Here is a 19668-nt window from a genome sequence, read left to right on the forward strand (position 1 = left end):
TGGTGTCGGACTCACACCCTGTGCGTCTCGTGTACGCACCGATGAAATCCGCCGATCTTCGCTGAAGTCGCCGGTTTACGCATCAACCGTTCGCTTTCGCGCGCGCAGCAGAGCGATGCCGAGCCCGACGAGCACCGTCAGCACGATGCCGGTGAAGATGCCCCAGCCGATCGTCTGGTTCTTCGCCTCCCGGTGCTCGCGGTCGACATCGTCGGCGAGCTGCCGAGCCGAGTCCACGACCACCTTCTTCAGGTCCTGGACGTAGCTGGCCGCATCGGCCAGCCAGACCTGGTCGACAGGCCTGCCGTCGGAGCTGTCCTTCAGCTGCCGGATCAGGTCGTCGACGTCACGAGCGTTGAGCAGGCGGATGACGGCACGCTGCGAGGAGACCGCGTAGGACCCGAACTCGAACGACTGACCCGAGATCTTGTCGAGCGTCTGCCGTGTCGCCGGGTCGGCGTGGGCGTAGATCGACTGCGAGTGGGTCGCCCAGGAGTCCTGGGCCGCGCTGAGATCGGCGATGCCCTGCTCGCTGATCCGCTCGTTGCGCAACGCGTTCGCCATGATCCGGCGCTCGAGCCCGAGCACCTCCGAGACGGACCCGATCAGCTCGAGGTTCCGCGCCTGCCGCGCCAGCGAGTCGTCCTGGAACGTGGGCAGCTCGGCGGCGAGGTCGAAGAGCCCGTTGACCGCGTTCGTGTACAGCTCGACGGCCACGAGCTTCCCGGACCGGTCGCCCGCGCGGGCGGCCGCGCGGATGTCCGAGAGCCGCTCGATGGCGGCCGCCGTCCGCTCCGTACGCCGCCGCAGGCCCGGGTCGCCGGTGGAGTCGAGGTCCCTGACCTCGGTGGTCCAGGCCTCGATGGACCTGTCGGTGATCTGCAGGAAGTCCTCGGTCAAGTCCGCGTCGGTCCGCAGCGCGTCGCGCTCTATCGAGAGGTCGAAGGCGAGCTGGAAGCTGGTCGGCAAGATGTCGGCCAGCGGACGCGCGCTCCCGACGGTCGACGTCGTGTCGCCGGCCCGGAGCGTGTTCCAGCCGCCGAGGACCAGCCCGGGCAGGACCAGCAGCATCAGCACACCCAGCAGCGTGGGCGAGAGTCGCGGGCCGGTGATGCCGGTCGGACGTACGATCCGCTTCGGTGGGGCCGCGACCCCGCTCTCGAGCACCGCCGCGACCTCGTCGGCCCGGGGGCGCTTGCCCGGGTCTTCGGCGAGCATCGCGGTCGTGATGCCGTCCAGGTGGCCGGGTACGGTCACCAGCGTGCCGACCCGCTCGGGCTCGATGCCTGCGTACGGCGGACGCCCGACGAGCAGCTCGAAGAACACCGCACCGAGCGAGTAGATGTCGCTGGCCGGGCTGGTCCGCCGGCGGTCGATCTGCTCGGGCGACATGTAGGGCAGGGCCTCGCCGCCGCGCGGCGGGACCGCGCCGATCAGCGCGATCCGGCCGTCGGGCGCGTATCCGATGGTGGCCGGCCGGACGTCGCCGTGCACCTGTCCGACGGCGTGGCCCGCCTCGAGGATGCGCGCCACCTGCGCGACGATGGCGGAGGCCTGGTCAGCAGAGAATCGGTTCTCCTGGGCAAGCCGGTCAGCAAGGCTCTGACTGTTCAGAGCGGGTCCGCCCTGTCCGGTCAGATGATTCAAATGCTGGCGACCGGCGCGTGGGGGACGGATACGCATGGGTACATAGTCCCTGTTGAGCGTCGTTCCAGCCTCGGATCACCCGAGAGTTTTCCTGGACTTGGCCAAGAGTTCCGCTGCCCCGTGCGCTAGCCCGGCCGGAGCCGGATCCCGTACTGCTGCACCTTCCGGTAGACCGTGGCCCGCGACATCCCGAGCTCTGCGGCCGCCTCCTGCATGGTGATGCCGGGGCGGGTCAGGACGCGGACGATCTCGCCGCGTTCGAAGGCATCGATGCGGGATAGCGGGCGCCTGGTGTCGGAGAGCACCTCGGCGGGCAGGTGGCGAAGGTCGATCTGGTCGCCGGCGCTCGCGGCCCGCTGGACGACGTGGACTAGCTCGGTGACGTTGCCCGGCCAGCCGTGGTCGTGCAGCGCCCGCTCCGCGGCCGGGGTCAGCGCGATCTCCCGGCCGCGCAGGCGCAGGCCCACCCGATGCGCCAGCGGCAGTACGTCCTCGGGTCGCTCCCGCAGCGGCGGCACCTCGACCACAGTGTCGACGAGGTCGGCCAGGGCCGCCGGGATGCCGTCGAAGGTGTCGGCGGTCATCGCGAACGGCACCGCCGCGACCGTCCCGGGCACGACCTCGACGAGTAGGGCGTGCAGCCGCTCGGCGACCCACGCGGGAAGCATGTTCACGTCGCGTACGACCACCGCGGTGTCCTGCTTGGCGAGCTCCGGTGTCCACAGCGAGAGCCAGGCCTCGGCGTCGGCGGGGTCCGGGGCGGAGGCCGCGAGGATCCGGTCGCGGGGCCGCAGGTCGCGGAAGGCCTGCGCGACCAGCGTCGTACGTCCCACCCCGGGCTCCCCGACCACCGCGACCCGTCGGCCGGCGGTCAGGGCGTCTCGTACCTTTCCCAACGCCTCGCGCCAGCCGGAGGAGAGATCTCGGAGGCTGCCGGCGCCCGGCTCCAGCCGGGGCGCCTCGACCCGGAACACCTCGCCACGGGGAGCCGGTCGCGGGAAGCGGCCATGGGCGCGGGCCAGCATGAGCGAGGCGGTGTTGCTGGCCGCCGACTGGGCCAGGGCGAGCAGCAGGTCGTGGGACGACTCCGACCAGGTGGTCAGGTTGACGCTGCCCTCCAGGCGCCCGCTGATCGGGTCGATCACCGGCGCCGCAGCACAGGTGTAGCTGCACAGCGAGAGCGAGTAGTGCTCCTCGGCCCGGACCACGGTCGGCGTCCGGTCGGCCAGGGCGAGACCGAGCCCGTTGGTGCCGGCCGCGCGCTCGGCGTAGCTGAACCCAGGTGCCAGGTGAACTGCATCGAGGTCCCGGAGCAGTTGCTGGTCGCCGCTGAGCCGGTTGAGTACCAGGCCGCCGGGATCGGTGAGCATCAGGCTGACCGGCTCGTCGACGAGGGTGCGATGGAGGTCGTCGAGCACCTCCTGGCCGCACTGGAAGAAGAGCGACTCCTGGTCGTAGGCACCGGAGAAGACCGGGTCGACGTCCTCGACGGAGACGCCGTACTCCTGGCTGCGCTGCCAGGAGGCGCGCACGCGAGGCGCCAGCGCGGCGGGGTCGACCGCCGCGGTGCGCTGCACAGGAGGATGGCGCCCGGTCATGTGATCGACGTTACATCCGGCGGTCGCGGACGGCAGTCGGGCAACGTCTCAGATTGAGACGGTCGAGGTCTCACATTGAGACGCCGCACCCCTGATCTGCACCGCGCAGCCGCCCTAGCGTCCTGTGACGGAAGCCACAGATCGGAGGACCTGATGTACACGAAAGACGGCGAGTCCTACTTCATCGTCGACGCCCACGTCGCGCTCTGGGACGCCCGCCCGGAGAACCAGCGCAACATCCACGGCAAGCAGTTCATCGACTGCTTCTACGACTACCACCGCAACCTCTCCCCCGAGTCGGAGCAGTGGCCCTACGAGGACTATCTCTACCAGGGCGGCGAGCGACTGATGCACGACCTGTTCGAGGTCGGCTACGTCGATCACGCGATCTTCCAGCCGGCTCACCTGGGCGAGTTCTACAACAACGGCTTCGGCCAGACCGAGGAGGCCTCGGCGCTGGCCGCGAAGCACCCCGACCAGCTGACGTACAACCACCACTTCGACCCGCGCAACGGCGAGGCCGGGCTCGAGCAGCTCCACGCGGACGCCGAGCGGTTCGGGCTCCAGGGCGTGAAGCTCTACACCGCCGAGTGGCACGGGGAGTCGCGTGGCTGGAAGCTGACCGACCCGTGGGCCTACCGCTACTTCGAGGCCTGCCGGGAGCTCGGGATCACCAACATCCACATCCACAAGGGTCCGACGATCCGGCCGCTGGACCGCGACGCCTTCGACGTCGCCGACATCGACCACGTCGCCAGCGACTTCACGGACCTGAACTTCGTCGTCGAGCACGTCGGTCTGCCGCGCCTGGAGGACTTCTGCTGGATCGGCACCCAGGAGCCGAACGTGCACGGCGGGCTGGCGGTGGCGATGCCGTTCATCCATACCCGGCCGCGCTACTTCGCCCAGATCATCGGGGAGCTCGTCTACTGGATCGGCGAGGACCGGATCCAGTTCTCATCCGACTACGCCCTCTGGACGCCCAAGTGGCTGATCGAGCGGTTCGTCGACTTCCAGATCCCGGAGGACATGACCGAGTACGCCCCGCTCACCGTGGCGCAGAAGAAGAAGATCCTCGGCCTCAACGCGGCGAAGATGTACGACCTCGATGTCCCCGCCGAGCTGCGCCTGCCCCCGGCCGACGAGACCGCCACCGGTCCCCGTGAGCCCGAGCGCGCCGACCTCGCGGCGGTGTGACATGGCCTTGCTGACCTGCGAGAACACCCGCGAGACCCAGGCGTACGCAGCGCTCGGCTCGGTCGTCGACCCCGAGCTCGACGAGCCCATCACCGATCTCGGCTTCGTCCGCTCGCTCACCGTCACCTCGACCGGATCCGCGACCGGCTCGATCGAGGTCCACCTGCGACTGCCGACGTCGTTCTGCTCGCCCAACTTCGCCTACCTGATGGCGAGCGACGCCAAGGACGCGCTGACCGCGCTGCCGTGGACCGACGACGTGGTCGTCGAGCTCGACGACCACCACGACTCCGACCTCATCAACGCCGGCCTGGCGGCCGATGCCGGCTACCTCGGAACGTTCCGCCACGAGGCCGAGACGTCGCTGGACGAGCTGCGGACGACGTTCCACCGCAAGGCCCACACGGCCGCGCTCGAGCGCTGCCTGACCCGGCTGCTGAGGGGGCAGCCGGACCTGGCCGAGGCCGCCGTGGGCGAGGTCCGGCTCGGGGACCTGCCCGACGACGAGTTCACCGCCGCACTCCTGCGGCGCCGGGCGGCCCTCGGGCTGCCCGACCTGCCGGAGGCGTACGTCCTGGTCGACCACGCCGGGGAGCGACCCGGCGACGTACCCCTGGCGTTGCGGAGGGCGCGTTCGACCCGGATCTCGATCGACGGCAACGCCCATTTCTGCCGGGGGCTGCTGGCGACGCGCTACGGCGACGAGGTCACCTCGCCCGCCTTCGTTCCCTTGACCGACCTTCACCGAGAGGAAGCTTCATCATGAGCACCATGCGAGCCGTCCAGGTGGTCGGCTACCACCAGCCCCTGGCCATGGCCGAGGTCCCGGTCCCCGAGCCGACCGGTCCGTTCGACGTCATCGTCAGGATCGGCGGCGCCGGCGTCTGCCGCACCGACCTGCACATCCTCGAAGGGCAGTGGGAGGAGAAGTCCGGGGTCACGCTGCCCTACACGATCGGCCACGAGAACGCCGGCTGGGTGCATGCGGTGGGCGATGCCGTCACCAACGTCGCCGAGGGCGACAAGGTGATCCTGCACCCGCTGATCACCTGCGGACTGTGCCGCGCCTGCCGATCGGGCGACGACGTGCACTGCGAGCTGAACCAGTTCCCCGGCATCGACACCAACGGCGGCTACGCGGAGTACCTGAAGACCTCGGCCCGCTCGGTGGTGAAGATCGACGACTCCCTGGAGCCGGCCGACGTCGCCGCCCTGGCCGACGCCGGGCTCACCGCCTACCACGCGGCCGCCAAGGCCGCCCGCCGGCTGACCCCGCGCGACCGGTGCGTGATCATCGGTGCCGGCGGGCTCGGCCACATCGGCATCCAGGTCCTCAAGGCGCTCAGCCCGGCCGAGCTGATCGTGGTCGACCGCAACCCGGAGGCGGTGAAGCTGGCCCTGTCGATCGGTGCCGATCACGGCGTCGTCGCCGACGGCACGCAGGTCGACCAGGTGCTGGAGCTGACGTCGGGCGCGGGCGCGGAGGTGCTCGTCGACTTCGTCGGCGAGGGCGGCGCGACCGCGGAAGGGGTCCAGATGCTCCGCCGCGCGGGCGACTACCACGTGGTCGGCTACGGCGAGAACATCGACGTCCCGACCATCGACATCATCTCGACGGAGATCAACTTCGTCGGCAACCTGGTCGGCTCCTACAACGACCTGTGCGACCTGATGGCGCTCGCCGCCCGCGGCGCGGTCACCCTGCATACCCAGAAGTACGCGCTCGACGACTTCCAGACCGCGATCTCCGACCTCGACGACGGCAGGGTCCGCGGCCGCGCGATCCTGGTCCCTGAGAGGTGACGACATGAAGAACCTCATCGGGATCGGCATCTCGGTCGGAGCGCTCGCCGGCATCTGGACCCAGGTCAGCATCGAGCTCGCGCTCATCACCTGGGTCGGGTTCGTCGCCTGGGCCTGCTACTTCGCGGCGGGAGGTGGACGCGAGGGCTTCCGGAAAGGCCTCGCGGCCAACCTGGCCGGCGCGCTGTGGGGATACCTCGCGAGCCTGGTCCTGACCTACGCCACGTTCACCGGTGCGGTGGCCCTGGTCGTCACGGTCGTCGCGTTCATCCTGTGCCTGCAGGCGGCGGTGGACCTGCTGTCCTTCATCCCCGGGGCCTTCGCCGGCACCGCGGTGTTCTTCGGCACCTCGTTCGACCTCGGCGGCACACTCATCGCGCTCGTGGTCGGTGCCTTGCTCGGCTGGCTCTCCGACATCGCCGGCCGGCAGATCCAGGCAACGGTCGAACGAGCCGGTCAACCGATCCCCTCGACACCCAGGAGAGCCCGATGATCTTCATCGCCGCCCGCTTCCGCATCAAGCCGGAGTACGCCGACGACTGGCCGGCCATCTCCGGCCCGTTCACCGAGGCCACCCGGGCCGAACCCGGCAACCTCTGGTTCGACTGGGCCCGCAGCCTGGACGACCCCGACGAGTACTTCCTGCTCGAGGCCTTCGTCGATGACGAGGCCGGGGCCGCCCACGTCACCTCGGCCCACTTCAAGCACGCCCAGGAGGAGCTGCCGCGCCATCTCGCCGAGACGCCGCGGATCGTCAACACCAACGTGCACGGTCAGGAGTGGTCCGAGCTCGGCGAGCTCGCGGTCACCGCCTGACGACCGACAGGGCCCGCTTGACCTGGGGTTTTCCAGGTCAAGCGGGCCCGTCTGCGCGCTAGCGGCGCCCGACACGGCGCCCCAGATAGGCGAGGCAGGCGACAGCCAGTGCCACACCCCACACCGGCCACAGCATCTCGGGAGCCCAGGCCGCCCAGTCCGAGGTGGCTCCGGGGACGGCCCAGAGGTCACCGGCGAACACCATCCGCCAGAAGGACAACCCGGCGGAGGTGACCGCGGCGGCGACCAGGATCCCGGGCACCAGCGCCATCGCCACCGGCACCGGACGGCCACCGAACCGCGGCACCCACGCCCAGAAGACCTCGCCCCAGCGGGCGATCAGACCCCAGGTCAGCACGGCCCCGACGACCGCGAAGAGCGCCAGTCCGAGGCCGGCCCATCTCGCCGAGCCCAGCTCGTCGAGCATCTCCTGCCTGATCCCGAACGGCACGCCCACCGCCCAGGCGATCCGGGTGACGGCGTAGAGAAGGGGTACGACGACCGCGACCGTGACGGCGGGGCGCCCCCAGCGCGCCCAGCGGGCCCAGCCGATCCGACCCTCCGGGGCGGCTCGCTCGAGCAGGCCGATACCGGCGACCACGCTCGCGATCCCACCGACCGCGTGGGCGAGCGCGGTGCCCGAATCGAGGAAGATCGCCCAGTTCAGGTGGCCGGCGGCCGGGCCGATGCCGACCAGCGCGAGCAGTGTCTGCGGCAGATAGCCGAGGAACGAGAGCGCGCGGACGTCGGAGACGACCAGCGCCACCACGAGCCCCACCCCGACCAGCAGCCAGCCGGCCCGTCGGTGCGCGAGGCGTTCCCGGCCGACGGCTCCCGCGACTCCGGCGACCAGCACGAGGAACGCGGCGACGGTCACCACCCAGGACATCTGCGTGCCGCTGAGTCCGCCCAGCGGCGAGGCGGCCTCGGGCGCCCACGGGTCGGATGTCCGGCCGACGAGCGCGAGCCCGGACAGGGCACCGAAGGCGAGGGCCCAGGCACCGGCCACCCAGGGCGCCGCGCGCCGCACGGACGATCGGGGCTGCGTACGTTCAGTCGTGGTGGTCACCTGCCCACCTCCTGAGCAGCTTCCCAGCGGCGGCCGACCGTGCGCAGCAGCGCCGGGTAGACGACGAGGTAGCGGAACGGCTTGATGAAGGCCATGTATGCCTCCCCGAACAGCCCGTTCGGCCGCACCAGCACGCTCAGCTGCGCGCTGAAGCCGTCGGGCGCGCCATCGTCCTCGACCCAGCCGAGGTGCAGGACGCCGTGCATCGTGCGATTGGCGATCTCCGCGGCGTACTCCCGATCCGTCAGGTAGAGCGGATGGAACGGGCTGTCGTCGCGCTCGGGCGCGGGTAGGTCGCGGAGGTCGTCGGGCAGCCGGTCGCCCAGCGAGGCGACGCGGCGCCCCAGCCCGTGCTCGTCCTGCTCGGTGCCGAGCATCCGGCCGAGGGCCCAGCGGACCGCGAAGAGGAAGCGGTACGCCGCGGGGAAGTCACGGTCGTCACCACTCATCGTCGACTCGACGAAGCGCGGGAAGTCGTCGGCGCCGCCCTGGACGGGCAGGGCCCAGACGTCCTCGAGCTCGAAGTCCTCGGTGATCTGGTGGATCCGCCAGGGTCGACTGGAGTAGACGCCCGACGGAAGTGGTCTCGTGGGTGCTGGTGTGGTCATGCCTCCACACTGGTCGGCCCGAGCCGGCGGTGCGTCGCCCTCAGGTCGCGGACGTCTCCACCTCTGGGATGAGACTCAGCTCCGGGGTCCGACCAACCCGGTCTCGTACGCCAGCACGACCGCCTGCACCCGATCGCGCAGGCCGAGCTTGGCGAGCACATGGCCGACGTGCGTCTTCACCGTCGCCTCGGAGAGGTGGACGCGGCGGGCGATCTCGGCGTTGCTGTCACCGGTGGCGAGCTCGAGCAGCATGTCGAGCTCGCGGGGTGTGAGCGTCTCCCGGATCTCGGCGGCTTTCCCGTTGTCCGGGGTTGGTGCGGTCGCCACGTGCTCGAGCAGACGACGCGTCGTCGACGGCGCGACCACCGCGTGACCTGCATGGACGGTGCGGATCGCGGTCACGATCTCCTCGGCCCGGGCGTCCTTGAGCAGGAACCCGCTGGCGCCGGCGCGGATTGCCGGGAACGCGTAGTCGTCGAGGTCGAACGTGGTCAGTGCGACCACCCTCGTCGCCGGCTGCTCGCCGGTGATCGCGGCCGTCGCCTGGATCCCGTCGAGGCGCGGCATCCGCAGGTCCATGAGGACGACGTCGACCCGCTTCGTACGCACCAGGGCGAGCGCCTCGTGACCGTCGGCCGCCTCCCCGGCGAGCTCCAGGTCGGGCTGGCTCTCCACCATCATCCGGAGGGCCGAGCGCATCAGCTCCTGATCGTCGACGATCGCGACCCGGATGGGGGCCTCTTGCTCGGTCATAGCGGCATCATCGCGCGGACACGCCAGCCTTCCTCGCTCGGCCCGGCCTCGAGCGTGCCGCCCACCGCGGACACCCGTTCGCGCATGCCGCTCAGCCCACGGCCGGGCGGTCGTCGGATCCCCACGCCATCGTCGCTGACCTCGATCCGGAGCTGGCGCCCGGCGCGGGTCACCGACACGGTCGCGACCGCTCCCGGTCCCGCGTGGCGGGTGACGTTGGTGAGCGCTTCCTGGACGACGCGGTAGGCGGTCAGCCCCACGGCCGGCGCGACCTGACCGAGATCATCGGCGTCGAGGTGGACCGTCAGACCGGCCTCGCGCATCCGCTCGACGAGGTCGCCGACATCGTCCAGCCCGGGTTGCGGCTCGGTCGAGGCGATGTATCGAGCTTGTCGAGATGACTCGCCGCCGAGCACACCGAGCAGCCCGCGCATCTCGTCGAGCGCCTCCCGACCCGTGGTCGCGATGGTGTCGAGGATCCCGGAGGCCCGCTCGGGCTGCTGCCCGACGACCATCCGGCCGGCCTCGGCGTGGCTGACCACGACCGCCAGCGAGTGCGCGACCACGTCGTGCATCTCGCGCGCGATGCGCTGGCGCTCCTCCGCGGCGGCTCGGTCGGCGAGCTGGTCGATCCAGGCGGCCCGAGTGGCTCGGAACCGGCCGAGCGCCCATGCCGCCACCGTCGCACCCAGCGTCGCGGTGGCCACCATCAGCCACCACGTCCACCCTTCCAGGCCGGTGCCCTCGAACCCCGACAGGCGTACGACGGTGACCAGGCACCCCACCAGCCCGATGCCGAGGGCCACCCCTGGCCAGGGCCGTCGATCTTCCGCGCTCACCGCGTAGAGCAGCACGAAGAAGCACAGGCTGCTCGGCAGCAGCACCGGCCCGTAGTCGCTGCCTGCTGCCTCGGCCGTGGGCCCGCTCAGATCCGGAGCGGCGACGAGCACCAGCTCGGCCAGGGCCCCGACGGCGAAGGACACCAGCGGCCGGCGTCGGGCGGTGGCCACGGCGCTGTGCAGGACGACCAGGGCGGCGACGAGCGCGATCTCCCAGCCTCTGGCGACCTCACCCTCGACCACCGACGTCCAGCCGACCGGCAGCAGCACCAGCGCGAGCGCCCCGGCCAACGCGACCTGTCCGACGTCCCCGAGCCAGCGGGGTCCGGGAGCGGCTGCCACGGTCATGCGCTCACCCTAGGACGAGGTCGTCGTGGCAGCCATGGAAATCAGCAGGCGGCGCAGCCGAGTCGATGTGCAGGTCGTCGTGCGTTCCGTGACTAGGCAGTTCGCATCCGCGCGCGCAGCCCCGGCAGCTGCTCGAGGGCATTTGTCCGCAGGACTCGCGGCAGCTCAGCCGGACCGAAGCTCTCGGCGAGCTGCGGTGCCGGGTCCCCCGGAACGACGAACACCGGTCCGGAGAACGGCCAGTCCGTCGCGAACATGATGTGGGAGACCGAGGTGACCTCACGCACAGACATCATCGCCGAGGGCACCGGAGACAGCGCGGTGTCGTAGTACAGCCGCCCGAAGTCGAGGTTCTGCTCGTCGAAGCGCCTCAGGTCGAGGTTCTGGGCGACCGCGGTGGTCACCTGCAGCAGCGACGTACGGCAGGCCAGGTACGGAAGCGTGCCACCGGCATGAGCCAGCAGCCAGCGCACCCGCGGGTATCGGGTGAAGACCTGGTGGTAGCTCATGTTGACTGCAGCCCGAGTCGTGTCGAAGGGGAACTCGTAGAGGAAGGTCGGCAGACCCAGATCCGGATAGGCGGCCGGGGTCACGGGATGTACGAACACGAAGGCGCCGAGGCCGTTCAGGGTCGCCATCAGCGGCTCGAGCCGCGGGTCACCGAGGTAGACGCCGTCGTAGTGGCTGAAGACGCCGATGCCGTCGAGCTCCAGGGTCCTGATGGCACGAACAGCCTCGGCACAGGCGTTCGCGACGTCGACCGGGTCGTCCGGGTCCCCCAGCGGAAGTACGGCGAAACCACCGAATCGGTTGGCCAGCAACGGGTCTGCCGTGGTCACGAGGGTCTCACGGGTCCAGTCGTTGATCCGCTCGGCCATCTCCTTCCGTTCCACTGCGGTGTCCAGATAGGTGACTCCCGGCTCGGAGATGGAGACGACCTGGGCGGCGATCCCGTAGTCGTTCATGAACTTCACCGCCGCCGGCGGCGTCCACACGGGGATCGGGATGCCGCCGGCCGTGACGATCCCGTGCTGGGCGAGGGACTGCCGGTAGAAGTCGGGGATGTGGTGGCAGTGCACGTCGATACGCGACGGAGTGGCGCCCCGCGGGCTCGTCGTGGCCGCGTCGGCACCACGGGTGACAAGGGCGCCCGCCGCCAAGCCGGCCCCGCCGCCGAGCAGGGCTCGACGACCGAAGGCGGGTGTACTCATGGGAGGAGCTCCTTTCGTGCGAGCCAAGGGAACAGGTCCTGGGCGTTCCCACGGTCGATGGCGACCCGGAGATCGGCGTCGATCGCCGTCTCCTCGTACTCCTGACGCATGAAGCGCACCGCCGGCGCCGGAGCGAACGGAAAGTCGCTGCCGTAGAGCAGCCGGCTCGGGTCGGCGAACGCCGTCAGGCTCGGTAGGGCCGATGGGCTGGAGGAGAGCGCGACGTCGAAGTAGAACCGGCGCAGCAGGTCGAGGCGGCGCTTGGTCTCGCGCTTGCGGTCGACCAGGGCCTTGGCCTGGGACAGCTTGTGCTCACCGCGGATCATCGTCAGCAGGATCCGATGGCTGACGTACGGCAGGAAACCGCCCGCGTGGGCCAGGATCCAGCTGATCCCGTCGTACTTCTCCAGGGCGCCGCTGAGGACCAGTCCCGATGCGGCCCGAACGGTGTCGAGCAGGAAGTCGGCGGTGAACGAGGGGATGCCCGGCGCCGGCTCCGCCGGCAGCTCACCCGGGTGCAGGAAGACGACGGCCCGCCGCTCGTGCAGGTAGGTGAGCAGCGGCTCGAACTCGGGGGCGTAGACGTAGCTGCCCGCAGCGTTGCTGAGCAGCGCGACGCCGTCGGCACCGAGTACGTCCAGGGCGTGCTCGGCCTCCGCGATGGCGCCCACGACGTCGGGCAGGGTGAGCGTGGCGAAGAAGCCGAAGCGCGGCTGGTTGTCGTCGACGACGCCGGCGCAGAACTCGTTGAGCCGGCGCGCCAGGTGACGCGCCTGAGGGTCGTCCCCCAGCCAGGCCCCGGGCGTGGAGACGGACAGGATGCTCGTCGCGATGCCGTTGCGGTCCATGACCCGCAGCGACTTCTCCGGGGTCCAGTCCGGAACGTCCACTCCCCCGGGCCGGAGCCCGCGGTCCTCGAGGAGGCGGCGATAGAACGCGGGCACCGCATGGTGGTGTACGTCGACTCGGCCAGGTTGCCGGCGCATCAGATCGCCTCGGCGGGCTGGGCGGCGAGGTGCTGCTCAGGCAGACCGAGCTGCTGCCGCAGTCCGGCGGTCAGGGCAGCGACATCGCTGCCCGCACCGAACACGAACTTGTCCGGACGCAGGACCAGCACGTCACCCGATCTGATCCGGTGACGCCGGAGCCAGCGACCCAGCTCACCGGTGGTGTCCTCGAGATCGGCCAGGCCGATCCGGCGACGGCCGTCGCCCACGGAGCCCTGTGGACGCGCGCCCGGTGCGAAGACCGTCGCGAAGGTCGCCCCGACCCGTTCCCAGGTGGCGATGTCGCTGCCGAGCGTCTTGCGTGGGTCGACCCCGATGCCGACCACCGCCCATCCGATTCCGACGGCATCATCGAAGCGGGCCGGGCGGCCGTCGTAGCGGCGTACGACAGGCTGAGGCGCCAGCGTGCCCTCGGCACCCAGGAGACCGCGGGGCATGCCGAGGTAGGCGTCGCGACCGAAGCGGGGCTTCGGCTTCATGCCGGCCCGCTCGATCCAGCCGCCGAGCCCGGGGACGCGCAGTGCGGTCCACATCGCGGCATCGCGCGCCTTCGCCCCGACCGGGTGCTTGAGGGAGACCAGGGACTTGTTGAAGACCGAGAGCGCGATCATCGCCTTGGCGTGCGGCTTCCGCTCGGTCTCATACGTGTTCAGGATCGCCGGGTCCGCGCCGTGCCGCAGGATCGCCTCGAGCTTCCAGGAGAGGTTGTCTGCGTCACGCACACCGGCGTTCATCCCCTGCCCGATGAACTGAGGCGTCATGTGCGCGGCATCGCCGGCGAGGAGGACCCGGCCCTCGCGCCAGCGGTCCGCGGTGACCGCGTTGAACGTGTAGACGAGCTGGCGTCTCACCTCGACCTCGTCCAGGTCGACGTACCGGCTGACGAGCCGGTGGACGGTCTCGTCGGACTCGAAGTGGGCCTTGTCGTCGGAGTCCTTCAGCGCGAACTCGAACCGGTGGTGGCCACCCGGCTGCGGACAGCTGACCGTCGGCATGTCCGGGCTGCAGACGAAGTCGAAGTACGGCAGGTGGCGGAAGGGGTCGGCCCCTTCCTTCGCCGCGAGGTCGACCACGAGCCAACGCTCGGGGTAGCTCCTGCCGGACATGTCGATCCCGAGCTGGGTCCGCACCACGCTCCGCCCGCCATCGGCGGCGATCAGGTACGCCGCCCGCACGGTCTCAGCGTTGGCTTCGTCGACGACGTTCTCGCGCCTCCCGTACTGGCTTCCGGTCGCGGCAGCGTGCCGGACGGTGACACCGTTGTGGTCCTGGGCGAAGCCGAGGACCTCCCTCCCGCGGCATACCTCGACGTGGGGGCTACGCTCCAGCAGCGCTTCGAGCCTGGTCTCCAGGTAGGGCTGGTAGAGGAAGTTCACGACCGGCCACCACAGCGGGCGCCGGGTCTCACGGAACTGGACCAGGGTCGTGCCGTCGGACCTCACCCACTGCACGGCGGAGTCGATGTTCATGTCCTGATGGATCTCGTCGGCCACCCCCGCGGTCTGGAAGACGCGCAGCGCCTCGTCGTCGGTGTAGACGGCGCGGGCGTTGCCGTAGAACTCCGGCTCCCGCTCCAGAACCAGCACTGACAGGCCCCTGCGGCCGAGCAGGTGGGCGAGGGTGAGGCCGGTCGGGCCGAGTCCGACGACGGCGATGTCGTAGGTGTTCATGCAGATGCTCCGCTCAGGGCAGGGACGGTGATCTCCGGGTGGCGCAGGTGGGCGGCCGCCTGGCGGAGCTGGCCGAGCTTGTCGAGGATGCCGGGGTCGACGGTCTGATGGCCCCAGATACTGATGCCCTGATGGGTCGCGACCTGCCAGGCATCCTCCAGCTCTGGGGTGATGACGATGGGGTTCCAGCCGACCTCCACCTCGAAGCCCGATGGGCTCACGCAGTAGAAGGACAGCTCCTTGTCGTTGGTGTGCTGGCCGATGGACCAGGCCATCTTGAAGCCGAGATCGCGGACGCGGCTGTACGCGCCCACCATGTCCTCGAGCGTCGCGGCCTGGATGTTGACGTGCTGGCAACGCGTACGGACCGGCTCGATCTTCAGGCCTTGGACGTTGGCGACCGCGATCGAGTGGTGGCGCTCGTTGACCCGCAGGAACCGGATCTTGAGCGTCAGCCCGCCGATGTTCTCGTCGATGTAGTCGGTCAGCCGTGAGTCGAAGACCGTGTCGTAGTAGCGATGGATCGCGAGCGGCTCCCGGGAGGTGATCGCGACATGGCCCATACCGCTGTCGCCGGTGACGAACGCCGAGGTCGTCATGCGCAGCGGCTTCGGGGAGTCGTGGGCGACGGTGAAGACCTCCTGAACGATGCCTTTGGGGCCGGGGAAGCGCCACAGCCTCTCGACGCCGCGCAGCGCTGCCTCCTCCGGCGCCCCCTCGACGACAGGTACGCCCCGGTCCGTCACCCGGCCGATGACGCGGTCGAACGTCGTGTGGTCGGCGATGTGCCAGCCGATGGCCATCAGGTCCTCGGCGGGACCACGCTGGATCAGGAAGCGGCACTGACGCTCGTCGAGGCGGAATCGCATCGTGTCGGCGTCGAGCTCGTCGACGTGCAGCCCGATCGCATCGGCTCCGAAGCTCCGCCACTCACGGAAGCGCTGCGACTCGACCACCAGATAGCCGAGCTGAACCTTGCCGAAGACACTCATGCCAGGAACGCCGTCGCCAGCTCGTTGAACAGGTCGGCCTGCTCCCACTGGACCCAGTGGCCGGTGTTGGCTGCCAGGTAGACGTCGCAGCTCGGCATCGTCCGGGCGAGCAGCTGCGCCGCCGAGGGACGGTTCACCTTGTCGTCCAGCCCCCAGATCACCAGCGTCTTCGCTCGTACGTCGGCCAGGCGGCGATCGCGGGTCAGGTCCATCCGCCACAGCGTCCGCAGGGCGGACCTGCCGGACGGACGACGCAGGGGCGGGTCGGCGACCACCTCCGGCTGGATGCTGGCCTGGTAGCGCAGCTCGATCAGCTCGTCGGGCACGTCCGAGCCGTCGAACACCAGGTAGTCGCGGATGAAGGTCTCGAGCTTCTCCCGGGTCGGCCCCTCGCCCTGGTAGTAGTCGAGCAACGCATTGAGACCTTTTGTGGGCAGGGCTCGCGTGGTGCCGATGCCTCCGGGTCCCATCAGGATCAGCCGGTCGACCCGGTCAGGGCGGTCCATCGCCAAGCGCAGAGCCGCCGCCCCACCGTAGGAGTTCCCCACCAGGTGGGCCCGGTCGATGTCCATCTCGTCCAGGAGACCTCGGACGGCTGCCGCGAGGTCGCCGAACGGGTCATCGTGATCGATGTCCTTCGTCGAACGCCCGTAGCCCGGCATGTCCGGGACGATCACGCGGAAGTGCTGCGCGAGGGCGTCGATGTTCCGCGCGTAGTTCGAGGCACCCGTCGCGCCGGCGCCTCCGCCGTGGAGAAGCACCACTGCGGGGCCGGATCCGGCCTCGGTCACGAAGATGTCGCGTCGCCCGACGCGGATGGTGCGCTCGACGCAGTCGCCCACAGTGGTCATCAGTGTCCCTTCATCGGTTAACTGATGAGATCATCACTAGCGATGGTTCTATCTGTCAAGCGTTTCTGATGAGATCATCAGGTAGGGTCAGACCCATGACCTCGGAAGCGGCGTCGCCACCGACGCGGATCGATCGACGCAAGGAACGCACGCGGAACGCATTGCTCGAGGCCGCGACGACCTTCCTTGCCAACGGCCAGCCGAACGTGAGCATCCAGCAGATCACCGACGCCGCCGACGTCGGTTTCGGCAGCTTCTACAACCACTTCGACAGCAAGGAAGGGCTCTTCGAGGCGGCCGTCGCCCGGGTGCTCGAGACCTACGGCACCATGCTTGACGACCTGGTGGCCACGTACGACGATCCCGCCGAGGTCTTCGCGGTCAGCTTCCGCATGACCGGACGCCTCCAGCGGCAGCTGCCGGAGTTCGTACGCGTCATCCTCAACGAGGGGATGCGCGTGCTCATCCACGACCGCGGACTGGCCCCCAGGGCCCTGCACGACATCGAGGCCGGGGTGGCCGCAGGACGCTTCGACATCGAGAACGTTCAGCTCGCCCTCATGACCGCCGGCGGCGCACTGCTCGGCCTGCTGCAGCTGCTCGAGACCGAGCCGGATGCGGACGCGGACGCGCTCTCCGACCAGATGACCGTACGCCTCCTGCGAGCCTTCGGGATGAGCAAGCAGGACGCGGCCGACCTGTGCTCGCGGCCGCTGCCGCCACAGCCCGAGCTCTGAAAATGACGGCAGGCCCGCTCCGATCGGAGCGGACCTGCCGTCGTCCCGACCCAGTCGGGCTGTTCTACGTCACATGCTGCGCGGGCCGGTGGCGTCGTCACGCTCCTTCTCGGTCATGCTGCGCGACTTCAGCAGGCTCAGGATGGTGGTGATCGCGAGGATGCCGACGATGACGCTGAGCGAGACCTCGATGGAGACCTCCGGGGCCCACTCGACGTGGTGGCCGCCGTTGATGAAGGGCAGCTCGTTCTCGTGCAGCGCGTGGAAGACGAGCTTGAGACCGATGAACCCGAGCAGGATCGCCAGGCCGTAGGACAGGTAGACCAGGCGCTCGAGCAGACCACCGATGAGGAAGTAGAGCTGACGCAGACCCATCAGGGCGAAGATGTTGGCGGTCAGGACCAGGTAGGCCTCGTTGGTCAGACCGTAGATCGCCGGGATCGAGTCGAGCGCGAACAGCAGGTCGGTGGTGCCGAGGGCGCAGATGACCACGAACATCGGGGTCGCGATCCGCTTGCCGTTCTCACGGATGAACATCTTGGCGCTGTCCCAGCTCGAGGTGAGCGGGATGTGGCGCTCGAGGAACTTCACCACGGCGGGCTCCTCGTACTCGTCCTCGTCCTCGCCACCCTCCATGGCCAGCTTGACCGCGGTGTAGATCAGGAACGCGCCGAACAGGTAGAAGACCCAGCTGAAGTTCTCGATGGCGGCCGCGCCCACGGCGATGAAGATGCCGCGGAAGACCAGCGCCAGGATGATGCCGATCAGCAGCGCCTTCTGCTGGAACTGCCTCGGCACCGCGAACTTGGACATGATGATGATGAAGATGAACAGGTTGTCGACCGAGAGCGAGTACTCGGTCAGCCAGCCCGCGAAGAACTCGGTGCCGTACTTCGGACCGGAGAACGCGAAGACACCGATGCCGAACAGTACGGCCAGGCCGATGTAGACGCTCAGCGCGATGATCAGCTCCCGACGCGACGGCTCGTGCGGCCGTCGGCCGATGACGAGTACGTCGAAGAGCAGCACGGCACTGGCGATGCCGATGGTCAACCACCAGATGAGCGGGGAGACGTCCACGAAGGGACTCCTTAGATCGTGAGGCAGAGCGTTTCTTTGGGAAGATTAGGCGACCGGGGTCCAAGCTTCGAAGTCGTAGCGGCCGCAGCGTCCGTCGACGGCATCGGCGACAGACGCTGGAATCGGCGGACTGCGCCATCCCAACCGGAGTTGTATAACAAGTGCTTAGCTAGTCTAACAAGCAGCACCTCCGGCCCTTCACATGATCTCAGGTGCGCAACGACAGATGAGTCGGCGATCACACCGTGGATGACTGGACCTCAACTGGACTTGATGTTTTAGCGTCACTGCGAAAGAGAGAGGAGGGGGTGTGAGCGACACACTCACCGACCAGTTCAAGGCCGGCTTCCGTCGATACCCCACCGGCGTGGCCGTCGTTGCCACCTCGACCGACACCGGGCCCGTCGGGGCGACGGTCTCGAGCGTGGCCTCAGTGAGTGCGAACCCGCCGATGCTGTCGTTCTCGGTCTCGCGGTCCGGCCGGTCCGGGCCCGCATTCACCGGGAGCGACCGTCTCGCGGTGCACGTACTGACCGATTCCCAGGCCCACGTGGCGGCGGCCTTCGCCGACCGGACCGCGCCCCGGTTCACGGTGGCGCAGGGCTGGACGCTGCAGCACGGCGAGCCGCCGGTCCTGGACGACGCGGCAGCGAGCTTCTACGGGCAGGTGGTCCGGGTCGTCCCTGCCGGCGAGGCCTGGCTGGTGCTCCTCGAGATCGACGCCGTCAGCCTCGACGAGTCCGCCGAGCCGCTCCTCCACCACGACCGGGACTACTGGTCGCTCGGCCCGTCCGCCGGCACCGTGCCGCTCGATCGCATCCTACCCGAGAAGGCTTCCTGACCGTCGAGCTCGACGGTCTCTCCACCACATCACCGAGAGGATCCACCATGCGTCTGTTCGCTCCCACCATCGAGGTCTCGGCCCACTGCGACCTGCCCTGCGGCGTCTACGACCCCGCCCAGGCCCGCATCGAGGCCGAGTCCGTCAAGGCGGTCATCGCCAAGGCCCTGGACAGCGACGACCCCGACTTCCGCACCCGCGCCATCATCATCAAGGAACAGCGCTCCAACCTGGTCAAGGAGCACCTGTGGGTGCTGTGGACCGACTACTTCAAGCCCCCGCACTTCGAGGCCTACCCCCAGCTCCACACCCTCGTCAACGAGGCCACCAAGCTCGCCGGCGCCGCCGGCACCAAGGGCACCCTCGACCTGGAGACCGCCGACAAGCTCCTCGCCAAGATCGACGAGATCGCCGAGATCTTCTGGGCGACCAAGAAGGCCTGACTCACCCAGCAACTCCGCGAGAAGCCAGGTTCCGGCAGCCAGCCGGGCCTGGCTTCTTGCATGCTCTGGCGCCGGGCGAAGGAGGCTCCTCCACCGCGCGAGGCGCATGGGCACAAATGTTTCCTCCTGAAGTCGATTTCCCAGCACGTAACTGCATT

20 protein-coding genes are annotated in these 19668 nt (G+C 69.4%); 8 read left to right on the forward strand and 12 right to left on the reverse strand.

The annotated features are described in order from the left end of the window. Nucleotides 1-75: 75 nt before the first annotated feature. Together OG984_RS17030 and OG984_RS17035 are read right to left on the reverse strand one after the other, a co-directional pair. The gene (locus OG984_RS17030) at nucleotides 76-1533 is read right to left on the reverse strand and encodes a nitrate- and nitrite sensing domain-containing protein (RefSeq protein ID WP_328527474.1); all 1458 of its coding nucleotides are present in this window, start codon (nucleotides 1531-1533) and stop codon (nucleotides 76-78) included. Between the two features lie 239 nt (nucleotides 1534-1772). Then, complete coding sequence (locus OG984_RS17035; RefSeq protein WP_328527475.1) at nucleotides 1773-3245, reverse strand: GAF domain-containing protein; 1473 nt, start codon at nucleotides 3243-3245, stop codon at nucleotides 1773-1775. A 153-nt stretch (nucleotides 3246-3398) separates the two neighbouring features. On the opposite strand from OG984_RS17035, the gene OG984_RS17040 reads away from it, so the two are divergent. Genes OG984_RS17040 through OG984_RS17060 form a run of 5 tightly spaced genes read left to right on the forward strand, consistent with a single transcriptional unit; the run spans nucleotide 3399 to nucleotide 7061 of the window. After that, nucleotides 3399-4442 (forward strand): amidohydrolase family protein, encoded by a 1044-nt coding sequence (locus OG984_RS17040; RefSeq protein ID WP_328527476.1) that lies wholly within the window; start codon nucleotides 3399-3401, stop codon nucleotides 4440-4442. Between the two features lies 1 nt (nucleotide 4443). Further along, on the forward strand, nucleotides 4444-5208 hold the full coding sequence (locus tag OG984_RS17045) for an iron-sulfur cluster assembly protein (RefSeq protein WP_328527477.1): 765 nt from the start codon (nucleotides 4444-4446) through the stop codon (nucleotides 5206-5208). Beyond that, nucleotides 5205-6245 (forward strand): NAD(P)-dependent alcohol dehydrogenase, encoded by a 1041-nt coding sequence (locus OG984_RS17050; protein ID WP_328527478.1) that lies wholly within the window; start codon nucleotides 5205-5207, stop codon nucleotides 6243-6245. The genes OG984_RS17045 and OG984_RS17050 overlap by 4 nt, the downstream gene beginning before the upstream one ends. A 4-nt stretch (nucleotides 6246-6249) precedes the next feature. Then, nucleotides 6250-6738, forward strand: coding sequence for a DUF1097 domain-containing protein (locus tag OG984_RS17055; protein ID WP_328527479.1), 489 nt, complete (start codon nucleotides 6250-6252; stop codon nucleotides 6736-6738). After that, on the forward strand, nucleotides 6735-7061 hold the full coding sequence (locus tag OG984_RS17060; RefSeq protein WP_328527480.1) for a putative quinol monooxygenase: 327 nt from the start codon (nucleotides 6735-6737) through the stop codon (nucleotides 7059-7061). The genes OG984_RS17055 and OG984_RS17060 overlap by 4 nt, the downstream gene beginning before the upstream one ends. Nucleotides 7062-7119: 58 nt before the next feature. Here the strand turns inward: OG984_RS17060 and OG984_RS17065 are convergent, their stop codons facing one another. The 9 genes from OG984_RS17065 to OG984_RS17105 form a co-directional block, all read right to left on the reverse strand. Then, nucleotides 7120-8130, reverse strand: coding sequence for a hypothetical protein (locus OG984_RS17065; protein ID WP_328527481.1), 1011 nt, complete (start codon nucleotides 8128-8130; stop codon nucleotides 7120-7122). Beyond that, nucleotides 8127-8738: a DUF2867 domain-containing protein gene (locus tag OG984_RS17070; protein ID WP_328527482.1), complete on the reverse strand. Its 612-nt coding sequence runs from the start codon at nucleotides 8736-8738 to the stop codon at nucleotides 8127-8129. Before OG984_RS17070 ends, OG984_RS17065 begins: the two co-directional genes overlap by 4 nt. Nucleotides 8739-8813: 75 nt before the next feature. Further along, on the reverse strand, nucleotides 8814-9491 hold the full coding sequence (locus tag OG984_RS17075) for a response regulator transcription factor (RefSeq protein WP_328527483.1): 678 nt from the start codon (nucleotides 9489-9491) through the stop codon (nucleotides 8814-8816). Continuing rightward, nucleotides 9488-10678: a sensor histidine kinase gene (locus tag OG984_RS17080; protein ID WP_328527484.1), complete on the reverse strand. Its 1191-nt coding sequence runs from the start codon at nucleotides 10676-10678 to the stop codon at nucleotides 9488-9490. Before OG984_RS17080 ends, OG984_RS17075 begins: the two co-directional genes overlap by 4 nt. 92 nt (nucleotides 10679-10770) lie before the next feature. Beyond that, nucleotides 10771-11889 carry an amidohydrolase family protein gene (locus OG984_RS17085; RefSeq protein ID WP_328527485.1) on the reverse strand — a complete coding sequence of 373 codons (1119 nt, stop codon included), beginning with the start codon at nucleotides 11887-11889 and terminating at the stop codon, nucleotides 10771-10773. Continuing rightward, on the reverse strand, nucleotides 11886-12875 hold the full coding sequence (locus OG984_RS17090) for an amidohydrolase family protein (protein ID WP_328527486.1): 990 nt from the start codon (nucleotides 12873-12875) through the stop codon (nucleotides 11886-11888). Before OG984_RS17090 ends, OG984_RS17085 begins: the two co-directional genes overlap by 4 nt. After that, nucleotides 12875-14566 carry a bifunctional 3-(3-hydroxy-phenyl)propionate/3-hydroxycinnamic acid hydroxylase MhpA gene (gene mhpA / locus OG984_RS17095; RefSeq protein ID WP_328527487.1) on the reverse strand — a complete coding sequence of 564 codons (1692 nt, stop codon included), beginning with the start codon at nucleotides 14564-14566 and terminating at the stop codon, nucleotides 12875-12877. The genes OG984_RS17090 and mhpA overlap by 1 nt, the downstream gene beginning before the upstream one ends. Then, nucleotides 14563-15558 (reverse strand): VOC family protein, encoded by a 996-nt coding sequence (locus OG984_RS17100; RefSeq protein ID WP_328527488.1) that lies wholly within the window; start codon nucleotides 15556-15558, stop codon nucleotides 14563-14565. Before OG984_RS17100 ends, mhpA begins: the two co-directional genes overlap by 4 nt. Continuing rightward, complete coding sequence (locus tag OG984_RS17105) at nucleotides 15555-16409, reverse strand: alpha/beta fold hydrolase (RefSeq protein WP_328527489.1); 855 nt, start codon at nucleotides 16407-16409, stop codon at nucleotides 15555-15557. Before OG984_RS17105 ends, OG984_RS17100 begins: the two co-directional genes overlap by 4 nt. Nucleotides 16410-16504: 95 nt before the next feature. Here OG984_RS17105 and OG984_RS17110 point away from each other — a divergent pair, with 95 nt between their 5' ends. Continuing rightward, nucleotides 16505-17146 (forward strand): TetR/AcrR family transcriptional regulator, encoded by a 642-nt coding sequence (locus tag OG984_RS17110; RefSeq protein ID WP_328527490.1) that lies wholly within the window; start codon nucleotides 16505-16507, stop codon nucleotides 17144-17146. Between the two features lie 69 nt (nucleotides 17147-17215). Here the strand turns inward: OG984_RS17110 and OG984_RS17115 are convergent, their stop codons facing one another. Beyond that, entirely contained in the window at nucleotides 17216-18226 is a 1011-nt protein-coding gene (locus OG984_RS17115) for a TerC family protein (RefSeq protein ID WP_328527491.1), read from the reverse strand. A gap of 310 nt (nucleotides 18227-18536) precedes the next feature. On the opposite strand from OG984_RS17115, the gene OG984_RS17120 reads away from it, so the two are divergent. Then, nucleotides 18537-19067 carry a flavin reductase family protein gene (locus OG984_RS17120; protein WP_328527492.1) on the forward strand — a complete coding sequence of 177 codons (531 nt, stop codon included), beginning with the start codon at nucleotides 18537-18539 and terminating at the stop codon, nucleotides 19065-19067. A 47-nt stretch (nucleotides 19068-19114) separates the two neighbouring features. Next, complete coding sequence (gene sodN / locus OG984_RS17125) at nucleotides 19115-19510, forward strand: superoxide dismutase, Ni (RefSeq protein ID WP_328527493.1); 396 nt, start codon at nucleotides 19115-19117, stop codon at nucleotides 19508-19510. The last annotated feature ends 158 nt before the right edge of the window (nucleotides 19511-19668 follow it).

Origin of the sequence: Nocardioides sp. NBC_00368 (assembly GCF_036090055.1) — a bacterium.
Taxonomy (GTDB): Bacteria; Actinomycetota; Actinomycetes; order Propionibacteriales; family Nocardioidaceae; genus Nocardioides.

Excerpts from the sequence above, each read along its gene's own strand:
- OG984_RS17035 (WP_328527475.1), bottom strand. The coding sequence starts at position 3,245 with ATGACCGGGCGCCATCCTCCTGTGCAGCGCACCGCGGCGGTCGACCCC.
- OG984_RS17040 (WP_328527476.1), top strand. The coding sequence starts at position 3,399 with ATGTACACGAAAGACGGCGAGTCCTACTTCATCGTCGACGCCCACGTC.
- OG984_RS17045 (WP_328527477.1), top strand. The coding sequence starts at position 4,444 with ATGGCCTTGCTGACCTGCGAGAACACCCGCGAGACCCAGGCGTACGCA.
- OG984_RS17050 (WP_328527478.1), top strand. The coding sequence starts at position 5,205 with ATGAGCACCATGCGAGCCGTCCAGGTGGTCGGCTACCACCAGCCCCTG.
- OG984_RS17055 (WP_328527479.1), top strand. The coding sequence starts at position 6,250 with ATGAAGAACCTCATCGGGATCGGCATCTCGGTCGGAGCGCTCGCCGGC.
- OG984_RS17060 (WP_328527480.1), top strand. The coding sequence starts at position 6,735 with ATGATCTTCATCGCCGCCCGCTTCCGCATCAAGCCGGAGTACGCCGAC.
- OG984_RS17070 (WP_328527482.1), bottom strand. The coding sequence starts at position 8,738 with ATGACCACACCAGCACCCACGAGACCACTTCCGTCGGGCGTCTACTCC.
- OG984_RS17075 (WP_328527483.1), bottom strand. The coding sequence starts at position 9,491 with ATGACCGAGCAAGAGGCCCCCATCCGGGTCGCGATCGTCGACGATCAG.
- OG984_RS17080 (WP_328527484.1), bottom strand. The coding sequence starts at position 10,678 with ATGACCGTGGCAGCCGCTCCCGGACCCCGCTGGCTCGGGGACGTCGGA.
- OG984_RS17085 (WP_328527485.1), bottom strand. The coding sequence starts at position 11,889 with ATGAGTACACCCGCCTTCGGTCGTCGAGCCCTGCTCGGCGGCGGGGCC.
- OG984_RS17090 (WP_328527486.1), bottom strand. The coding sequence starts at position 12,875 with ATGCGCCGGCAACCTGGCCGAGTCGACGTACACCACCATGCGGTGCCC.
- mhpA (WP_328527487.1), bottom strand. The coding sequence starts at position 14,566 with ATGAACACCTACGACATCGCCGTCGTCGGACTCGGCCCGACCGGCCTC.
- OG984_RS17100 (WP_328527488.1), bottom strand. The coding sequence starts at position 15,558 with ATGAGTGTCTTCGGCAAGGTTCAGCTCGGCTATCTGGTGGTCGAGTCG.
- OG984_RS17105 (WP_328527489.1), bottom strand. The coding sequence starts at position 16,409 with ATGACCACTGTGGGCGACTGCGTCGAGCGCACCATCCGCGTCGGGCGA.
- OG984_RS17110 (WP_328527490.1), top strand. The coding sequence starts at position 16,505 with ATGACCTCGGAAGCGGCGTCGCCACCGACGCGGATCGATCGACGCAAG.
- sodN (WP_328527493.1), top strand. The coding sequence starts at position 19,115 with ATGCGTCTGTTCGCTCCCACCATCGAGGTCTCGGCCCACTGCGACCTG.